The organism is Rhizobium sp. 01L410 (genome assembly GCF_056400165.1).
The window spans coordinates 40,398-58,038 of the sequence record NZ_JBFTST010000003.1 but is presented as its reverse complement, the minus strand read 5'-3'; the positions used below and the strand labels follow the sequence as shown (position 1 = coordinate 58,038).

The window sequence follows — 17,641 nt, the reverse complement described above, 5'->3', positions numbered from 1 at the left end:
CTTTGCGGCAAAGCGCTGGCAACCAGGATCAGCCATTCGTGAGGCCATCATGACCGTGACACCGGCGGTTTACAAGATCGTGACGGAAACGCTCTGGCAGCAGGCGCGGGAAGCAGGCGTCTTCCGCGGCGCCGGCATCGATCTCAACGATGGTTTCATTCACCTTTCGACCGCCGCCCAGGCCCGCCAGACCGCAGCGCTCTATTTCGCAGGGCAGGCGGGTCTGATGCTTATCGCGGTCGACAGCGCAAAGCTCGGCGACAAGCTGATCTTTGAGGCCTCGCGAGGCGGCGATCTCTTCCCGCATCTCTATGGCGAGCTGCCGCTTTCGGCGGTGATCTGGGAGAAGCCGCTGCGGCTCGATGAGGCAGGCAATCATATCTTTCCGGAGCTTATCTGATGTTGGACCTTTTCAAGCAGGCCACCCGTAAGGGCCTCTTCCTCTTCGATCCGGAAACGGCGCATGGCATGTCGATCGCCGGGCTGAAATCGGGCCTCGTGCCGGCTTGCCGCATTCCTGCCGATCCGCGGCTTGCGCAAACGGTCGCCGGCCTGACATTCGCTAATCCGCTCGGCATGGCAGCCGGATATGACAAGAATGCCGAGGTTCCGGAAGCGCTTCTGCGGCTCGGCTTCGGCTTCACGGAAATCGGCACGGTGACGCCCAAGCCGCAATCCGGCAATCCGCGCCCGCGCATATTCCGCCTGGTCGAAGACAACGGCGTCATCAACCGGCTCGGCTTCAACAACGAAGGCCACGAGGCAACCTTCAAGCGCCTCTCGGCGATCCGAGGCGATGGCATTATCGGCGTCAACATCGGCGCCAACAAGGATAGCGAAGACCGGATCGGCGATTACGTCACCGGTATCCGTCGCTTCTATTCCGTCGCCCGCTATTTCACCGCCAATATCTCCTCGCCCAACACGCCCGGCCTGCGCGATCTGCAGGCGCGCGAAAGCCTCGCGGCCCTTCTGTCCGCCGTGCTTGCCGCTCGCGACGAGGAAGCGAAGAAGGCTGGCCGCCGTGTGCCGGTTTTCCTGAAAATCGCGCCTGATCTGACGGAAGACGGCATGGACGATATCGCGGCCGAAGCCCTGGCGCATGCGCTGGATGGCCTGATCGTTTCCAACACCACGCTTGCTCGCGATGGCCTGAAGGATCAGCGGCAAGCGAAGGAGGCTGGCGGCCTTTCGGGCGCACCGCTGTTTGCCAAGTCGACAGCGGTTCTCGCGCGGATGCGCAAACGCGTCGGTCCGTCGCTGCCGATCATCGGTGTCGGCGGCGTGTCCTCGGCGGAAACCGCGCTTGAGAAGATCAAGGCCGGTGCGGACCTCGTGCAGCTCTATTCCTGCATGGTCTATGAAGGCCCGGGTCTGGCTGGCGACATCATCCGCGGCCTGTCGAAGCTTGTTGACCGCGAGAAGGTCTCATCGATCCGCGAGCTGCGCGACAGCAGGCTCGATCACTGGGCTGCCGTGAAGGTCTGATCGGCGCGCGGCTTGACCAGCATCGCCAGGAAGATGCCGCGAAACAGCAGGAAGGCGTTCATCGCGAGCCAGAGCCCGTGATTGCCGAACAGTGGTACGAAGACCGCCAGCGCTGCCAGATATCCGGCGAAGGACATCAGCATGCGATTGCGCATGTCTGAGGACCAAGTCGCGCCGATGAAGACCCCGTCCATCAGAAACGCCAGCGCGCCGGTGAGACCTGTGATCGCCGCCCAGGGCATATAGGTGTTGGCCGCCTCGCGAACATCGGGGGAGGTGGTCAGCACCGAGATCAGCCACGGCCCGGCGGCAAAAAAGAAGGCCGAGACGGCAGCCGCAAGTCCGAAAGACCAGATCGCCGTCAGCTTCAGGCCGCGATCGAAAGCCGGGCGGTGGGCTGCGCCGATTGCCCGGCCGGTGATCTGCTCGGCAGCGTTGGCAAGACCATCGAGATAATAGCCCGACAGCAGAAAGAAGTTCATCAGCACCGCATTCGCCGCCAGCGTCACGGCGCCGAAGCTGGTGCCGATCCGGGTCATGATGGCGAAGGAGCCGATCAGCACGAAGGTGCGGATCAGGATATCGCGGTTGAGCGCGAAGAGCTCTGCAAGCCGGTGCCGTGAAAGAATTTCGGCACGTTGCGGGCGCTGACTTCCTCTGAAGCTGCGCAACACGATCGCCAGACCGGCGAGCGCGCCGACCGTTTCGCCGACCATCGTGCCCCAGGCGACGCCTGCGACACCCCATTCAAGCTCCAGACCGAGATAGATGGCGAGCACGATATTGATGCCGTTGATGAGGATCTGCAGCGAAAGCCCGATCGTGCCCTGGCCGCGTCCGAGGACGAAGCCGAGAATGGCATAGTTTGCCAGTGCGGCAGGCGCTGCCAGGATGCGGATCGAGAAATAGGTGCTGGTCGCCTGCGCCACCGCCGCTTCCGGTCCCATCAGCTTCAGCCCCGCTGCCAGAAGCAGCGGGGACAGACAGAGCAATAAGACGCCGCAGCCGATTGCCGAAATCATCGCCCGCCAGAACACGCCCTGCTGCTCCCGCAGATCACGCCTGCCAAGCGCCTGTGCGGTCAGGCCGGTCGTCGAGGCGCGGAGAAAGTTGAAGCTGCCAAGCAGGAGATCGAAGAGCATGGCGCCGATCGCGAGACCGGCAAGCGCGTCCGGTTGGCCCATATGGCCGACGACGCCGGTATCGACAAGGCCGAGCAGCGGCGTCGTCATGAAGCCGAGGGTCATCGGGATGGCGATCGACAGCACCAGCCGGTGCGTCACGTCGAATGCCAATGGGGCGCGGTCGTCTGTCCTGCTCATGCCTGCCTCGAAACGGGAGGCAGAATCGCCTCAGTTCGAGAGCACCATGGCCCAATAGGGCCAGTTGTTGGAAGATGCATTATGCGCAACGGCAACGCCGACGCCGCTATAGCGGCCGAGCATGTTTTCCAGATGATGCGGCGAGTTGATCCACGCCTGAACGATGCCATCGACCGACTTCTGGCCGACGCCGATATTCTCGGCCGCGGGAAGCTGCACCCCGCTCGCCTTCACACGGGCGCCAAAACTGTCGGACATGCCCATGAGATGCGCCATCTTGCCGGCGCTCGCCATGCGCTTCGCCTGGAAGATCGCTGCCGCACTTGCCGCCGGGTCGATGCTGAGCGGCGGCAGGCCGTTCTTGGCACGCAGCTGGTTGACGAGCGGCAGAGCGGCCGCCGTCTCGTCCTGACCGTCCGAAGGCGTCGATGACATCTTCGGCGTCGTCGTGCAGCTTGCAACGCCTGCGACAAGTGCAAGGCCGGAGAGGCGCAGCAATCCGCGCCGGGAAACGATTGTGAAGCTCATGATCAGCGGCGATAGTTGAAGAGACGGATGATGACGAAGATCGGAATGACGATCGTGGCGCCGAGCAGCAGATAATCGCCGACACGGCCGAGGGCCGAGAAGCCGCGATACCAGATTTCCCGGATGAAATCGCGAATGCCGTAGACGATCTCATACGGCGTCCAGCCGAAGATCGTCATGACGAAGCCGACGATCAGCGAAACCACCAAGAGCTTCACCAAAGTTCGGCCGAGCGAGTCGCCGAGAAACTTGTTCACCTGATCGGACATTCACATCTCCTGTTTGCCCTGAGATACGGTCGCGAATCATTGCTCGCAAGCCTTTTCCAGAGCTGTCCGCCCCGCCTCTGAAATAGGACTTGAGTTTTTTTGTGGCCACCGCCAAATGCGCGGGCACTCAAAAGGTCCCATCATGCAGCAGAGCCAGCTCTCTTCAGGCGACGTCATTGCCGACCGTCGCGCCGATTATGCCAAGATGCTCGATGAAGGCGGCGAGCCGGAAGCGGCGGCTGAACTCATGGAGCAGGCCCTGGAACTGACGCCGTCCTGGGCGGCCGGCTGGTACCGGCTGGCGACCTATCGCGAAAAGGCTGGCAACACGGCTGGCGCTGCCGATGGCTACAGGCAGACCCTCGCGCTCGACCCCGAGGATATCTTCGGCGCAGGCCTCAAGCTCGTGCTTCTCGGCGAAGCGGACACACCGGACCAGCCGCCGAGCCGCTATGTCGAGCGTCTTTTCGACGACTACGCCGGTCGTTTCGAGACATCGCTTGTCGAAAAGCTCGATTACTCCGTCCCGCAGAAGCTGGCAGCGCTCTTGGCATCCACCGGCCGCCGCTATGCGCTGGCCGTCGATCTCGGCTGCGGCACGGGTCTCCTCGGGCCGGAAATCCGCGAAGCTGTCGATGCGCTTGAGGGCTATGACCTCTCGCAGAACATGCTGGCCAAGGCAGAAGAGAAGGGGATCTACGATCATCTCGCCCAGGCCGATCTCTCGCTCTCCCCTGAAAGCTCCGGCATCTTTTCAGGCAGAAGCGAAACTCGCGCTGACCTGATCACGGCTGCCGACGTGCTGATGTATCTCGGCAATCTCGAAAGCGTCTTCGTGATCGCGGAACGGCTTGCTGTGCCGGGCGGCGACTTCGCTTTCTCCGTCGAGGATGCAGGGGAAGGCGATAGCTTTCATCTGGCGCCTTCGCTGCGCTATGCCCACTCGAAAACCTATGTCCGAGCCCTCTGCGCCCGCCATGGCTTCGACGTGCTGAAAATCGAGAAAACCATCATTCGCAAAGATGGCGGAAAACCGGTTTCCGGTATTCTGTTCCTTACGCGCCGGGGCAAGTGAGCGCATAAATCTTGCGAATTTGAAATAGGTCAGTATTGCTTACATATTTCGCTTGCTCGCAAGTGCGAAAAGCCCAATAATTCCGCCATCAGCCGACCGGCGCCGCCATCCAAAAGCAGGAACGCCCCGGCTCTCTCATCAGCGAAAATCCATCGCGCAGGAGTGTCTCCGGCGCTCTTGAACTCGTCTGCCGTTTGGAGATTAGCGACATGACCCAGCTCATCAGTGCCCTCGGTTTCTGGAACACCAGCGCCACGCGCCACACCGCCGTCGAGGATGTCCAGGGCATCTTCACCGGCAGCCTCGTCTCCGCGCTCGGCCTTTATGTTCTCGCCAGCGCCGGCCTCCTGACCGGCAGCACCGCGGGGATCGCCTTCCTGCTCCACTACGCGTTCGATATCAATTTCGGTCTGGCCTTCTTCTTTCTGAACGTGCCGTTCTTCTATCTCTCCTGGAAGCGTCTCGGCATCGCCTTCACGCTGAAGACCTTCATCGCCATCGGCCTCACCTCGGCGCTGACAAGCCTGCAGCCGAAGGTCATGGCGATCGCCACGATCCAGCCCGCATGGGCGGCCCTTCTCGGCGGCCTGCTGCTCGGCTTCGGGCTTCTGGCGCTTTACCGTCACCGCGCCAGCCTCGGCGGCGTCGGCATTCTCGGCATCTATATGCAGGAGCGTTTCGGCATCCGCGCCGGTCTGGTTCAGCTCGCGATCGATATGTGCGTGCTGGCGGCGGCCTTCTTCGTCACCACGCCGCCGGTCGTCTTCTATTCGGTGCTGGGCGCAGTGGTGCTCAATCTGTTTCTCACGATCAACCACCGCGCCGATCGCTACATCGCGCTGTGAGCGCGCGTGAACAAATCGTAACTTGCCTCATTCATGCTGCAGCGCGAAAATGACCTCGCGCCGGAAATGATGAGGTGACGATATGTCAGAACTGGAAAAGCTTGTCAGACGCCGCATGAAGGAAGAATACGCGAAGGGTGCCTCAGCCGAGGAAATCTCCCAGACCCTCCGCCAAGTCTTCAACAGCGTCGATCCCTCCGCCGAACGGCCGGTCCAGACCGCACCCAAGACGAATTGATGAATGAACCCCTCTCCCCGTTTGGAGAGAGGGGCTCGTAGCCTCAGGCAGCCTTTGCCGGCTGGTCGATCGGGTGCTGTGCCCGGAAGCCTACGGCGAGGCGGTTCCAGACATTGATCGCGCCGATCGCCACGGTAATCTTGGTGATTTCTTCTTCGCCGAAATGCGCCTTCAGCGCCTCGTAATCGGCATCCGGAGCGCCGGTCGAAGCGATGTTCGTGACAGCATCGACCCAGCCGAGCAGCGCACGTTCCCTGGCATCATAGACCGGCGATTCACGCCAGACGCACATCAGGTTGATCCACTGTTCGGAGAGACCGTCGTGACGCGCTTCCTTCACATGCATGTCGACACAATAGGCGCAGCCGTTGATCTGCGAAGCGCGCAGCTTGATCAGGTGGATGAAGCGGCGCTCGAGACCTGAGGTCTGGACATACTGCTCCAATGCAGCAACAGCCTTGTAGGCATCAGGGGCAGCCTTGGCGAAATTGAAACGGGGTTGCATCGTCATTCTCCTTTGGGGGTAAGGCTTCATCGAGCCGCTTTGCGTTCGTTCAAGTCCATGAAGGCGCAACCGCGGGCGGCGATGCCTCCGTCATCATCGGCGGCAAGGTCCGCCAGAATGTCTGCGATCTTTGTCTTGGCGAGTTCGGCGCGATAGGCGCGCTCGGCCTTCAGCATCGCCGCCGTGACCTGGCACGGCTTGGTGAAATAGCGCTGCGGCAGTGGGTTCGGCCCGCGCTGGCGTATTTCGCTGCAGCGGAAGGCGGGCGCCGGACCCTCGACGGCAAGCACGATATCAAGCAGCGAAATAGCATCGGGCTTTTTCGCCAGCCGGTAGCCGCCTTTCGGCCCCGGCACGGTGCTCAACAGCCCGGCACCCGAAAGCGCCTGCAGATGCTTCAGGAGATAGCTCGTCGAAACGCCGTGAAATTCGGCGAGTGCGGCGGCCGACAGCACGCCTTCGGCAGAAAGGCCGGCAAGCACCGCTACGCAATGAATGGCCTGCTCGACACCGTCGCTGAGTTTCATCGAAGTCATCTCCTCAATTCATGGATAAAAAATATCCATGATTATCGCGGGAGTCAAGCGTGTTGTTAAACGGGAGCAAATTTCAGCCGCGAGGCGGGATTTGCTTGTCGAGCCAGGTGGCGAAATAGTCCGGCCATGCCGCCGTATCGGTGCCCGGCACGCCCATGCCGAAGCCATGGCCGCCACTCGCCAGCCGGTGCAGCTCCACCGGCACATCCGCCTTCTCGCAGGCGGCTTGCATGATCAACGTATTCTGCGGATCGGAAATCGGATCGTCTTGCGCCTGCACGAGGAAAACCGGCGGGCAATGGGCCTTCACATGATCTTCCACCGACCACTCCGAACTGAGGGCCAGGCTCGGATGGCTGCTGATCAGCACCTTTCGCGTCGATGTATGGTCGAACGGGGGTTTCAGGGTGATGACGGGATAGATCAATGCCGCAAGATCCGGCCGCGCCGAAAGCGTGTCGGCCGCATTGATCGGCGCGTAGGAAGCGAAAGCCGATCGCGTCGCCGCCAAGCCGAGAAGATGGCCGCCAGCGGAAAAGCCGAGGACACCAAGGCGATCAGGATTGATCTGGAAGGTTACGGCATTCGCCCGGATCAACCGCAGCGCCCGCTGCGCGTCCTGCAGCGGCGCCAGTGGCCCGGCCTCCCAGCCTTCTGCCGGAAGCCGGTAGGAAAGCACGAAGGCGGTGATCCCGCGATCGTTCAGCCACTGCGCGGCCGGAAGCGCTTCGTTCTGCATCTCAATGCGCTTGTAGCCACCGCCCGCCGCGATCAGGAAGGCCGTCCCATTTGGAACTTTCGGCGCGAAGACATCGATCTTCGGCACCGCGATATTGCTGACCGCCCCCTTGGAATTCTGCCGCACATCGCCCGACGGACCACCGCCGCCCGGAGGAGAGCCTGGCCAAAGCGTCAGGCTGGCGGGTGCCGCGGCTTCCGCTCTCGATATCCGGGGAAGAAGGGTGAGCGCGCCGATGGCGGCAAGGATCGAGCGGCGTGTCGGCATCGGCTGTCTCTCTTCTGTGTCAGCCGTCAGGCGGCTCCGGGAATGCGGCGAAAATGCAGATCGCTGAGTGGGACATCTTGCCAAGTGGCTCCGTCAGGATAGAAAGAGCCAAACCGGGAGGGCGAGTAATGGCATTCATAGGCGTCTTGAACTCTTCGGCAGACCGCCACTCGCTCCTTGACGATGCCCAGGGCCTGGTTGCCGGAAGCATGCTTGCGGTGCTCGGCGTCTCGCTGCTTTCAGGCGCCGGCCTTCTGACGGGCGGCACGGCCGGCATGGCCTTCCTGTTGCATTACGCCACCGGCTGGAGCTTCGGCCTCTGCTTCTTCGCCGTAAACCTGCCCTTCTATTATCTCGCCTTTCGCCGCCTCGGGCCTGCCTTCACGGTCAAGACCTTTATAGCGATCGCCATGACCTCGGCACTGTCCGAGGTTGCGCCTCGCTTCATCAGTCTTTCGCATGTCGATCCGATCGCCGGTGCCCTCTTCGGCGGCCTGGTCATCGGCGCGGGCATGCTGGCGCTTTTCCGCCATCGCGCCAGCCTGGGCGGCGTCGGCATTCTGGCGCTCTATATCCAGGAGCGCTTCGGCTGGCGGGCAGGCCTCGTCCAGCTCGGCTTCGACGGCATCATTCTGGCGCTGTCCTTCTTTGTCGCCAGCCCGTTCATCATCGCCTGCTCGGTGCTTGGCGCAATGGTCCTGAACCTCACGCTCGCCATCAATCACCGCAAGGACCGCTATATCGCGATGTGAGATCGCGCTCTTCTCTTTCGCCCTGATTTCACTACCTTTATGGCGTGGACCAAGTCGATGCCGATACCAGCCTTGCCCTGCCTGCCCCCTTTCTCCGCTGGTTTGCGGAAAAGGGCTGGCGGCCGCGCAAACATCAGCTGGAATTGCTGGCGCGCGCCGAAGCCGGCGAGAGCACGCTGCTGATCGCACCAACGGGCGCCGGCAAGACGCTGGCCGGTTTTCTGCCGGCGCTGATCGATCTGACCCGCCGCGGCAAGATCCCGCCCGGCTCGGCCTTCACCGGCATCCACACGCTCTACGTCTCGCCGCTGAAGGCGCTCGCCGTTGATATCGAGCGCAATCTGACCAAGCCGGTCGAAGAGATGGGCCTGCCCGTCAGCATCGAAAACCGCACCGGCGACACGCCGAATGCCAAGCGCCAGCGCCAGAAGCTCAACCCGCCCGATATCCTGCTGACGACGCCGGAACAGGTGGCGCTGCTGCTGGCCAACAAGGAAGCCGGGCGCTTCTTCAAGGACCTGAAATATATCGTGCTGGATGAGCTGCACTCGCTCGTCACGTCCAAGCGCGGCCACATGCTCTCGCTCGGCATTGCCAGGCTCCGCAGGCTCGCTCCCAACCTGCAGACCATTGGCCTTTCCGCCACGGTCGCCGAGCCGATGGATCTGCAGAAATGGCTGATGGCCCAGGAAGAGGGCGAGGAGAGACATGCCGGTCTGGTGACCGTCGATGGTGGCGCGAAGCCCGATATCTCGATCCTGAAGACGGAGGAGCGCATCCCCTGGTCGGGTCACTCCGCCAAATACGCCATTCCCGATGTCTACAAACAGCTTCTCGATCATCAGACGACGCTGCTCTTCGTCAACACCCGCTCCCAGGCCGAAATGCTCTTTCAGGAACTCTGGACGATCAACGAGGACAACCTGCCGATCGCCCTGCATCACGGTTCGCTCGATGTCAGCCAGCGGCGCAAGGTGGAAGCGGCGATGGCCGCCAACAAGCTACGCGCCGTCGTTGCCACCTCGACGCTCGATCTCGGCATCGACTGGGGCGATGTCGATCTCGTCATCCATGTCGGCGCGCCCAAGGGCGCCTCGCGTCTCGCCCAGCGCATCGGCCGCGCCAACCACCGGATGGACGAACCGTCGAAGGCGATCCTCGTGCCTGCCAACCGCTTCGAGGTGATGGAGTGCCAGGCGGCGCTCGACGCGAATTATATCGGCGCGCAGGACACCCCTCCGGTTGGACGCGGTGCGCTGGATGTGCTGGCCCAGCACGTGCTTGGCATGGCCTGCGCCGAGCCGTTCGATATGCTGCAGCTCTATGACGAAATCCGGACCGCGTCCCCCTATGCCGATCTGCCCTGGGAAACCTTCGAACAGATCGTCGATTTCGTTGCCACCGGCGGCTATGCGCTGCGCACCTATGAACGCTACGCCCGCATCCGCAAAACCAGCGACGGTCTTTGGCGCGTCTCCAATCCGCAGGTCGCCCAGCAATACCGGCTCAATCTCGGTACCATCGTCGAGAGCCCGATGCTGAACCTGAAGATGGTCAAGCGCGGCGAGGGCGGGCGCATCGGCCGCGGCGGGGCGGTGCTCGGCAAGATGGAGGAGTATTTCTTCGAGCAGCTGTCGCCGGGCGATACCTTCATCTTCTCGGGTAAGGTGCTGCGCTTCGAGGGCATTCGCGAGAACGAGGCATTGGCCTCGCAAGCCTTCTCGCTTGATCCGAAGATCCCCTCCTATGCCGGCGGCAAGTTTCCGCTCTCCACCTATCTCGCCGATCAAGTCCGCTCGATGATTGCCGATCCTGACCGTTGGGACCATCTGCCGGATCAGGTACGCGACTGGCTGTCGCTGCAGAAGGACAAGTCGATGCTGCCGAAGCGCGACGAGCTGCTGATCGAAACTTTCCCGCGCGGCAGCCGCTGCTACATGGTCGCCTATCCCTTCGAGGGGCGCCTGGCGCACCAGACGCTCGGCATGCTGCTGACACGGCGGCTGGAGCGGGCAGGCGCCAAACCGCTCGGCTTCGTCTGCACAGACTATTCGCTCGGCATCTGGGGCCTGGAGGACCTCGGCCTGATGGTCCAGAACGGCCGCCTCAGCCTCGCCGATCTCTTCGACGAGGACATGCTCGGCGATGATCTCGAATCCTGGCTCGACGAATCCTTTCTTTTGAAGCGCACCTTTCGCAATTGCGCCGTGATTGCAGGCTTGATCGAGCGCCGTCACCCGGGCAAGGAAAAGAGCGGCCGGCAGGTCACCGTTTCCGCGGATCTGATCTATGACGTACTGCGAAGCCACGAGCCTGATCACATCCTGCTGCAGGCGACGCGGCAGGATGCCGGCACCGGGCTTTTGGATATTTCCCGGCTTGGCGATACGCTGAGACGAATCAAGGGTCACATCACGCATCGCGCGCTGGACCACATCTCGCCGCTCGCCGTGCCCGTCATGCTCGAGATCGGCAAGGAGGCGGTACCGGGCGAAGCCCATGATGCGCTGCTGGCCGAAGCGGCAGACGACCTCATCGCCGAGGCGATGAGCTGAAGATTTAGGATAGAAGACCGCAATGAACCGCCTGGCGCTGGCGCGCGAACTCAACGGACTGGTCCCGATGCCCGGCGTGGAAACGTCGGTCGCTGGTGTTGCCGCCGTCTGCGATCCACTCGGCGCGCTCTATCTGCCGGAAACAGGTATGCTCGTCGTCTCCGACCTGCATCTGGAGAAGGGGGCAGCCTTCGCCCGCCGCGGCATGATGCTGCCGCCTTACGATACGCTGGCGACGCTCACCGTTCTCTCGGCCGTCATTGCCCGCTACGATCCGAAGATCGTCGTCTCGCTCGGCGACAATTTTCATGACCGCGTCGGCTCGCAGCACCTGCCGGAACCCTTCCGCATGCTGATTGCGGACATGGCCCGCGGCCGTGAATGGATATGGATCAACGGCAACCATGACCCTGACGGCACCGTCGATCTGCCCGGCATCTGCGCCGACGAGATCCACTATGGGGGCCTCACCTTCCGGCATGAGCCGAAGGGTGGATTGCAGCAGGGCGAAATCGCCGGTCACCTGCATCCGGCCGCCACCGTCCGCCGCCGCGAAAAATCGATCCGCCGTCCCTGCTTTGCCACGGATGGTTCGCGCCTGCTGATGCCCGCCTTCGGCGTCATGAGCGGCGGCCTCGATCTCGGCCACAAGGCGATGAAGGGCCTCTTCGATCACGCATCGCTGGTCGCCCATCTTCTGGGCCGCGACCGCATCTATTCAGTCAGGTTCGGGAACCTGCGCGGCTAAGCTCGCGCCTCAATCGCACCCATTCAGCTGCTGCTGATAGGTCGCGGCCATATTCGCAAACTTCTGCGCCGTCTTCTGCAGCTGGCCGTTCGAGCGCCAGTCGCCGCGCTTGTAGCCGGTCGGGCCGGAATAGTAGGCGAGGTAGAGATTGTAGGCATCGTTGCGCTGGATGCCGGTCGCCTGGCTGTTGCTGTAGTGGTACCAAGCGATGAAATCGATCGCGTCGGCGAAGTTGGTGCGGCGGCCGGTCCAGTTTCCCGTCTCCGACTGATAGTGGCTCCAGGTGCCGTCAAGCGCCTGCGAATAGCCGTAGGCGGTCGATTGCCGCGTCCAGGGAATGAAGCCGAAGAGTTTTGTGCGCGGCGGACGGGCGTTCGGTTGGAAGCCGGATTCCACATACATCGTCGCCATCAGGATCGGCACGGGAATGCCGTATTTCTTCTCGGCGCGCTCGGCCTCGCGCTGCCAGTTGGTAAACAGGCCGTCGCGCTGGTCGAAGACCGCGCAGATATTTCGTGTCTGACGGGGCGCCGTCGCACAGCCGGCAACAAGTGCCAGCAGCACCAGGGCGAGAAGTGTACGGATACGCAAAACTGAACCTCTCGTTTCGAGAGATTACTAACTCGTAAATCTTAAAGACCGGTTTTTATTCAAAGGCGAAGTTGTGTCCCTCAGGAGGCGGGATGTGGGCGCGCTGGCGCGGCCAGGGATTGACGCCATCTCTCAGCCACAGAGCCGCGTCCAGACAGAACCCGGCTGCGTGGCGGGAGTGAAACAGGCTGAAATGGCCTATTCTGTCAAAGTACAGATCGGTAGGCGTAAGAGTCAGCTGTTCGGCTGTTTGGTGACGCCCGCCTTCTCGGCCACAACATCAACGAAACTTAAGCCGCTTTAGGCACTGCGAAGCGCAGAATGACGCCGCCGTTCTTGGTGGTTGTGCTCTCGATAAGCGTCAGGGCGCGCTGTTCGCTGGCGGGCTTGAAATGGGGATTGCCGCTGCCGAGAATGACTGGCACGAGACAGATGCGGATCTCATCGACCAGCCCGGCCTTCAGCATCCCATCGGCGAGTTCGGCGCTGCCGAAGATGAAGATCGTCTTGCCATCCTGCCGTTTCAGCTTCGTGAGCTCTGCGACGGGATCGCTGACGACGCGCGTGTTGTTCCAGGTCGCCTCGGTCAGGGTGCGGGAAACGGCGATCTTGGCGATGCTGTTCATATAGGGCTTGATATTGTCGTCGTCCTCGGTGGTCGTCCAATAGGCCGCCATGCCCTCATAGGTCTTGCGGCCGAAGACCAGCACATCGCCCTCCTTGCCGAATTGCTCGGAATAGGCTTCCAGTTCCGGCCCCCAGACCAGCGTATGAAAGTCGATGTCCCAAGGCTTCGTGCCCTCGAAATAGCCATCAAGCGTCATCAGATTCCAGACAACGAGCTTGCGCATTTGCATTTCCTCCCTTTGAACGTCTAAATCTATCATAGTCAAAACCGATTGCGAAAAGCAACCGGTTGAGTGCGGGGGGTAAACCACCGGCAAAATGCAATCGGTTTTGGGGGCTGGGAATGAATGAGTTGCACCGCTCGGGTTGCCCGATCAATCTGACGCTCGAGGTCCTCGGCGACCGGTGGAGCCTGATCGTCATCCGCGACATCATGTTTGGCAATCGCCGCCATTTTCGCGAATTGCTGCAGAATTCGGTGGAGGGGATCGCCTCGAACATCCTGGCAGACCGCCTTCGCCGTCTCGTCGACAAAGGGTTGCTTACCAAGGAAGACGATCCGAGCCACAAGCAGAAGTCGGTCTATAGCCTCACCGAAATGTCGATCGATCTCGTGCCCTTGTTGGCGCAGATGGGCGCCTGGGGGCGAAAGCACATGCCTGTTTCAGAGGAGCTGGCGATCCGCGCCGAACTGCTGGAAAATGGTGGAGCGCAGCTGTGGAACGATTTCATGGATGAGCTGCGCGCCAAGCATCTCGGCATGGAGCTTCCACCGGGAACGCCTTCGGTCCTCGGGCGGCTGACGGAAGCCTATCTTGAGGTCGTCGCGCGGAAGAAAAGCGCCTGATCAGTCCTTGCGGAAGACGATGCTGGCTAGCCAGCCTGTGATCAGCGCCAGGAACACGGAGAAAGCACCGTAAAGGATCGGCTTCTCGTGCGCTGCATCGGTGATCATCTGCTCGATGCCGGTTTTGATGACGCGCAACGGCACGGATTTCTGCGTCACCAGCTTTCCGCTCTTGAACAGATAGGCGCGCACCGTATGCACGCCGTTCGGAATATTGGCCGGAAGCCGCAGGCTCGCTTTGAACAGGTTGGAGCTGACGAAGCGGACCCCCGAGGGATCGCGCTCATAAAGGCCGCCGCTCTGCTGCAGCCGGCGGAAGGATTCGCGGAATTCGCCCAGACTGCTGCCATCGCCGACATAGCCGACCGGCGTCAGCGGAATGTGGTCGATGCCGATCCCCTCGTCGGTGAGGTCGAGCGGCGTCGTGACGTCGTCGATCGCCCGTGAGCTCGACATCGAGTAGGAATGCGGCACCGCCTCGAAGGTCATCGAGCTGGTGTTGATCCAGATGCCGAAGACGCGTTGCTTCTTGCGCACCGTGGCGTTCTCGCGCGGGCCCTCCAAAACGACGACCACGTCATATTGCCCGACGGCGAGCAGCAGCTGGTCGGTCTCGGTGACAGCGCCGAAGATCGTCAGGTCCGCACCGCGGAAATCAGAGGTGATGGCGATTTCGCTGGTCGAGGTGCCAATCTCCAGGCCTTCGCGGGAGCTCTCGGAATTCTGCCCGGGCAGCAGCATCTGTCCCGATGCAAGGCCGGGCAGGAGGAGGGCGAGCGACAAGGCGAAGGCTGGAAGGCAGCGCATCAATTGCCTCCCATCACGATCGAGTAGATATCGGCAGGCGTGACGACCAGCGAAATCGCCAGACGAATGCCGACTGCAAGAACCAGCAGACCGAGAAGGGCGCGCAGCTGTTCGCCGCGCAGCTTCTGGCCGACACGCACGCCATACTGCGCACCGATGACACCGGCGACCATCAGGATGAAGGCGAGCACGATATCGACGGAAAAGTTCGTCGCGGCCTGCACGATCGTCGTGTAGGCGGTGACGAAGATGATCTGGAACAGCGAGGTGCCGACGACGACATTCGTGGGGATACGCAGCAGATAGATCATCGCCGGAACCATGATGAAGCCGCCGCCGACGCCCATGACGGATGTCAGGATGCCGATCCCGAAGCCGAGCGCGATCACCGGGATGACGCTGAGATAGATCTTCGATTTCTTGAAGCGCACCTTGAAGGGCAGGCGATGCACCCAGTGATGATGCCCGGGTTTACGCGGCGCCGGCGCCTCGTTCTTGGCCGCGCGGCGCATGGCGTTGACGCTTTCCAGCAGCATCAACCCGCCGACGGTGCCGAGAAACACGACGTAAAGCAGGGAGATGAACAGGTCGAGCTGGCCGAGACGGCGCAAGAGCGAGAAAATCCAGATACCGACGGTCGCGCCGGAAAGGCCGCCGATCAGCAGCACCGATCCCAGTTTGACGTCGAGCGTGCCGCGCCGGAAATGCGTGATCGCGCCGGAGATCGACGATGCCACGACCTGGTTGGCGCCGGTGGCGACGGCAACGACGGGCGGGATGTTGTAGAAGATCAACAGCGGCGTGATCAGGAAGCCGCCGCCAACGCCAAACATGCCCGACAGGAAGCCGACGGCGGCGCCCATGCCAAGAATGATGAAGATGTTCACCGACAACTCTGCGATGGGCAGATAAATTGCCACAACCGACCCCGATTACTCACTGCCCCCGCCGGGCAGGCGCGCTTGTCCTATTCGAATGGCGCATCATACTTGGAAATCGTTGCCAGAGGCTTTCGAGAAACGACATCCGTTCCGCACATTCCGCGGCGATAACTCCCGAATAATCCGGCTTTTTTCAGGATTTATGACAGGCCTTCGCGAAGTCCCGATGTTTTCTTGCCCGGCACCGGTCTGTGGCGTCGGGCAAGGACCATCTCTTGCCTAGATACCGGCCCGTGCCAGCCCATGTTCGACAAGCCGGTCGATGACCTCGGGATAGCTGACGCCGCTTGCCGCCATCGCCTTCGAATACATGCTGATATCGGTAAATCCGGGGATGGTGTTCACTTCGTTGATCAGGAAGCGCATGTCTTCTGTCAGGAAGAAATCGACGCGAGCCATGCCGTCGCAGCCAAGCGCGCGGAAGGCGAGTGCCGCGGTCTCGCGGATCTTTGCCTCGATCTCCGGCGGCAGCTCCGCAGGAACTTTCAGCGCCGCGCCGTCCTCGTCGATATATTTGGCATCGTAGCTGTAGAAGCCATGGCTTTCGGCCGGGATGATCTCGCCGGGGCGCGAAACGAATAGCCCGCCCTTGGTGTCTTCAAGCACGCTGCACTCGATCTCGCGTGCGCGAATGAATTCTTCGGCGAGCAGTTTCCGGTCATGCTTGAAGCCTTCGGCAAGCGCGGGGCCGAATTCTTGGCTGCCGGAAACCTTGCGGACACCGACCGACGAACCCTGCCGCGCCGGCTTGATGAACAGCGGCAGGCCAAGTTCGCCTTCGAGGTCGCCGAATGCGGGTGCCTTTCCGTCATGGATGGTCACTGCGCGGGCAACCGGCAGGCCTGCGGCGCGCAGCAACTGCTTGGCGATATCCTTGTCGAGCGCCGTCGCCGAGCCAAGGATGCCGCAGCCCACGAGCGGCACGCGGGCGACCTCGGCCAGTCCCTGCACCGATCCGTCCTCGCCATGGATCCCGTGCAGCACCGGAAAAAGGATCTCGATCTTGCCAGCATCGCTGATCTTGCCCGCGTCGATCGCGATCATCCGTCCAAATCCGCCCGGCACAAGCGCTAGCTCGGTGCCGCTGAGAGGCTTGGTCAGGTTTCCATTCTCGAAACGGCTGAGCAGCCACTGACCCTCGCGGGTGACGAACACCGGAACTGCTTCGTATTTCGAAGGCTCCAGCGCCCGCATCACGTTCGTTGCCGATAGCACCGAAACGTCATGTTCCGCCGAGCGGCCGCCGAAGAGTACGGCGATGCGCAGCTTGCCGCGGGAAGATGTCATGAAAACCTCCGGAATGATCTGGTGTTGAAATGGTCAGAAGCCGACGGCGATGCCGCGATTGGCGAAGAAGCGGTCGAAAACTGAAAGCGGCAGCGTCACGTCGGCCTGGCTCGCGGCATCATGACCGGATGGATTGTGGAAGCGGATCGTCTCCGGCGAGGCAGCCGTGACCAGAACCAGATGTCCGCCCTTCGACGGCGGCATGCGGTCCGGCCAGCGAATGCCGCTATGGACGGACGCGATGAAGAACGGCCGTTCCGCCAGAAGCGTCGGGATGGCTGATGTCTGAACGCCGGTCATCGTCTCGGCGGTGAGTCCGAAATGCTCGCGCACGTAGGTTACGAAGGGCGCATAGATCAGCCCCTTGATCGAGGCGTCGAGCTCGTTGACGACATAGCCGCCATAGGCGGTGCAGGCCCGCGCCAATGCCAGCGTCGGGCGGATCTCTCCGCGGGCGGCCAACACCATCTTCAGGCAGGCCATGCCGCAGACGTTGACGGCCCAGCGCGCGTATTCCTCTACAGTCTCCGCGCCCGATCGTTGCCAGAGCGGATCGCGCAATAGCGCCGCAGAGCCCTCGGCAAGTACGGGCAACGTCATGTCAGCCGTTTCCCACTGGCTGAAATAGGGCACGCTGTCCCGCTGAATGCTCACGAATCCCCCGGCTGGCAATC

At 62.0% G+C, this 17,641-nt stretch carries 21 protein-coding genes; 9 read left to right on the top strand and 12 right to left on the bottom strand.

All coding sequences use genetic code 11. From position 1 onward, the window contains the following. The first annotated feature begins 49 nt into the window (after positions 1-49). Both AC1DV9_RS07485 and AC1DV9_RS07480 read left to right on the top strand, forming a co-directional pair. The gene (locus AC1DV9_RS07485) at positions 50-400 is read left to right on the top strand and encodes a DUF952 domain-containing protein (protein WP_477947021.1); all 351 of its coding nucleotides are present in this window, start codon (positions 50-52) and stop codon (positions 398-400) included. Beyond that, positions 400-1,488, top strand: coding sequence for a quinone-dependent dihydroorotate dehydrogenase (locus tag AC1DV9_RS07480; RefSeq protein ID WP_477947020.1), 1,089 nt, complete (start codon positions 400-402; stop codon positions 1,486-1,488). Before AC1DV9_RS07485 ends, AC1DV9_RS07480 begins: the two co-directional genes overlap by 1 nt. On the opposite strand, the gene AC1DV9_RS07475 is transcribed toward AC1DV9_RS07480, so the two are convergent. Genes AC1DV9_RS07475 through AC1DV9_RS07465 form a run of 3 tightly spaced genes read right to left on the bottom strand, consistent with a single transcriptional unit; the run spans position 1,464 to position 3,607 of the window. Further along, positions 1,464-2,810, bottom strand: a complete 1,347-nt coding sequence (locus AC1DV9_RS07475; protein WP_477947018.1) for an MATE family efflux transporter — start codon at positions 2,808-2,810, stop codon at positions 1,464-1,466. The genes AC1DV9_RS07480 and AC1DV9_RS07475 overlap by 25 nt on opposite strands. A 30-nt stretch (positions 2,811-2,840) precedes the next feature. Continuing rightward, positions 2,841-3,338 carry a CAP domain-containing protein gene (locus tag AC1DV9_RS07470; RefSeq protein WP_112387505.1) on the bottom strand — a complete coding sequence of 166 codons (498 nt, stop codon included), beginning with the start codon at positions 3,336-3,338 and terminating at the stop codon, positions 2,841-2,843. A gap of 2 nt (positions 3,339-3,340) precedes the next feature. Beyond that, positions 3,341-3,607, bottom strand: coding sequence for a DUF6460 domain-containing protein (locus tag AC1DV9_RS07465; protein ID WP_025555281.1), 267 nt, complete (start codon positions 3,605-3,607; stop codon positions 3,341-3,343). A 142-nt stretch (positions 3,608-3,749) separates the two neighbouring features. On the opposite strand from AC1DV9_RS07465, the gene AC1DV9_RS07460 reads away from it, so the two are divergent. From AC1DV9_RS07460 to AC1DV9_RS07450, 3 genes are all read left to right on the top strand, one after another. Continuing rightward, positions 3,750-4,682 carry a class I SAM-dependent DNA methyltransferase gene (locus AC1DV9_RS07460; RefSeq protein ID WP_477947016.1) on the top strand — a complete coding sequence of 311 codons (933 nt, stop codon included), beginning with the start codon at positions 3,750-3,752 and terminating at the stop codon, positions 4,680-4,682. A gap of 209 nt (positions 4,683-4,891) precedes the next feature. Further along, a complete protein-coding gene (locus AC1DV9_RS07455; RefSeq protein WP_477947014.1) occupies positions 4,892-5,527 on the top strand; it encodes a YitT family protein in 636 nt (211 codons plus the stop codon). 82 nt (positions 5,528-5,609) lie between these two features. Next, positions 5,610-5,765, top strand: a complete 156-nt coding sequence (locus tag AC1DV9_RS07450; RefSeq protein WP_310293121.1) for a hypothetical protein — start codon at positions 5,610-5,612, stop codon at positions 5,763-5,765. A 43-nt stretch (positions 5,766-5,808) separates the two neighbouring features. On the opposite strand, the gene AC1DV9_RS07445 is transcribed toward AC1DV9_RS07450, so the two are convergent. The 3 genes from AC1DV9_RS07445 to AC1DV9_RS07435 all read right to left on the bottom strand — a co-directional run bounded on the left by AC1DV9_RS07445 (position 5,809) and on the right by AC1DV9_RS07435 (position 7,812). Beyond that, entirely contained in the window at positions 5,809-6,270 is a 462-nt protein-coding gene (locus AC1DV9_RS07445) for a carboxymuconolactone decarboxylase family protein (protein ID WP_112538573.1), read from the bottom strand. 26 nt (positions 6,271-6,296) lie between these two features. Then, positions 6,297-6,797, bottom strand: coding sequence for an RrF2 family transcriptional regulator (locus AC1DV9_RS07440; protein ID WP_112387509.1), 501 nt, complete (start codon positions 6,795-6,797; stop codon positions 6,297-6,299). An 82-nt stretch (positions 6,798-6,879) separates the two neighbouring features. Continuing rightward, positions 6,880-7,812, bottom strand: coding sequence for an alpha/beta hydrolase (locus AC1DV9_RS07435; protein ID WP_477947012.1), 933 nt, complete (start codon positions 7,810-7,812; stop codon positions 6,880-6,882). Positions 7,813-7,940: 128 nt separating this feature from the next. Between AC1DV9_RS07435 and AC1DV9_RS07430 the strand changes: the two genes are divergently transcribed. Genes AC1DV9_RS07430 through pdeM form a run of 3 tightly spaced genes read left to right on the top strand, consistent with a single transcriptional unit; the run spans position 7,941 to position 11,867 of the window. Beyond that, positions 7,941-8,564, top strand: a complete 624-nt coding sequence (locus AC1DV9_RS07430) for a YitT family protein (RefSeq protein ID WP_477947010.1) — start codon at positions 7,941-7,943, stop codon at positions 8,562-8,564. 44 nt (positions 8,565-8,608) lie between these two features. Next, positions 8,609-11,119 (top strand): ligase-associated DNA damage response DEXH box helicase, encoded by a 2,511-nt coding sequence (locus AC1DV9_RS07425; protein WP_477947009.1) that lies wholly within the window; start codon positions 8,609-8,611, stop codon positions 11,117-11,119. Positions 11,120-11,141: 22 nt separating this feature from the next. Then, complete coding sequence (pdeM, locus tag AC1DV9_RS07420; protein WP_112538578.1) at positions 11,142-11,867, top strand: ligase-associated DNA damage response endonuclease PdeM; 726 nt, start codon at positions 11,142-11,144, stop codon at positions 11,865-11,867. Positions 11,868-11,876: 9 nt separating this feature from the next. Here pdeM and AC1DV9_RS07415 read toward each other — a convergent pair whose 3' ends face one another. Both AC1DV9_RS07415 and AC1DV9_RS07410 read right to left on the bottom strand, forming a co-directional pair. Then, positions 11,877-12,458 carry a transglycosylase SLT domain-containing protein gene (locus tag AC1DV9_RS07415; protein WP_112387514.1) on the bottom strand — a complete coding sequence of 194 codons (582 nt, stop codon included), beginning with the start codon at positions 12,456-12,458 and terminating at the stop codon, positions 11,877-11,879. A 290-nt stretch (positions 12,459-12,748) separates the two neighbouring features. After that, positions 12,749-13,309: a dihydrofolate reductase family protein gene (locus AC1DV9_RS07410; RefSeq protein WP_477947008.1), complete on the bottom strand. Its 561-nt coding sequence runs from the start codon at positions 13,307-13,309 to the stop codon at positions 12,749-12,751. Between the two features lie 119 nt (positions 13,310-13,428). On the opposite strand from AC1DV9_RS07410, the gene AC1DV9_RS07405 reads away from it, so the two are divergent. Then, positions 13,429-13,932 (top strand): winged helix-turn-helix transcriptional regulator, encoded by a 504-nt coding sequence (locus AC1DV9_RS07405; protein WP_477947007.1) that lies wholly within the window; start codon positions 13,429-13,431, stop codon positions 13,930-13,932. Here AC1DV9_RS07405 and AC1DV9_RS07400 read toward each other — a convergent pair whose 3' ends face one another. The 4 genes from AC1DV9_RS07400 to AC1DV9_RS07385 all read right to left on the bottom strand — a co-directional run bounded on the left by AC1DV9_RS07400 (position 13,933) and on the right by AC1DV9_RS07385 (position 17,615). Further along, complete coding sequence (locus AC1DV9_RS07400) at positions 13,933-14,739, bottom strand: TIGR02186 family protein (protein WP_310293107.1); 807 nt, start codon at positions 14,737-14,739, stop codon at positions 13,933-13,935. Next, positions 14,739-15,659, bottom strand: coding sequence for a sulfite exporter TauE/SafE family protein (locus AC1DV9_RS07395; RefSeq protein WP_112387518.1), 921 nt, complete (start codon positions 15,657-15,659; stop codon positions 14,739-14,741). The genes AC1DV9_RS07400 and AC1DV9_RS07395 overlap by 1 nt, the downstream gene beginning before the upstream one ends. Before the next feature lie 240 nt (positions 15,660-15,899). After that, positions 15,900-16,967: a D-alanine--D-alanine ligase family protein gene (locus AC1DV9_RS07390; protein ID WP_112514006.1), complete on the bottom strand. Its 1,068-nt coding sequence runs from the start codon at positions 16,965-16,967 to the stop codon at positions 15,900-15,902. A gap of 33 nt (positions 16,968-17,000) precedes the next feature. Further along, entirely contained in the window at positions 17,001-17,615 is a 615-nt protein-coding gene (locus AC1DV9_RS07385) for a C39 family peptidase (RefSeq protein WP_112514341.1), read from the bottom strand. Positions 17,616-17,641: the final 26 nt, after the last annotated feature.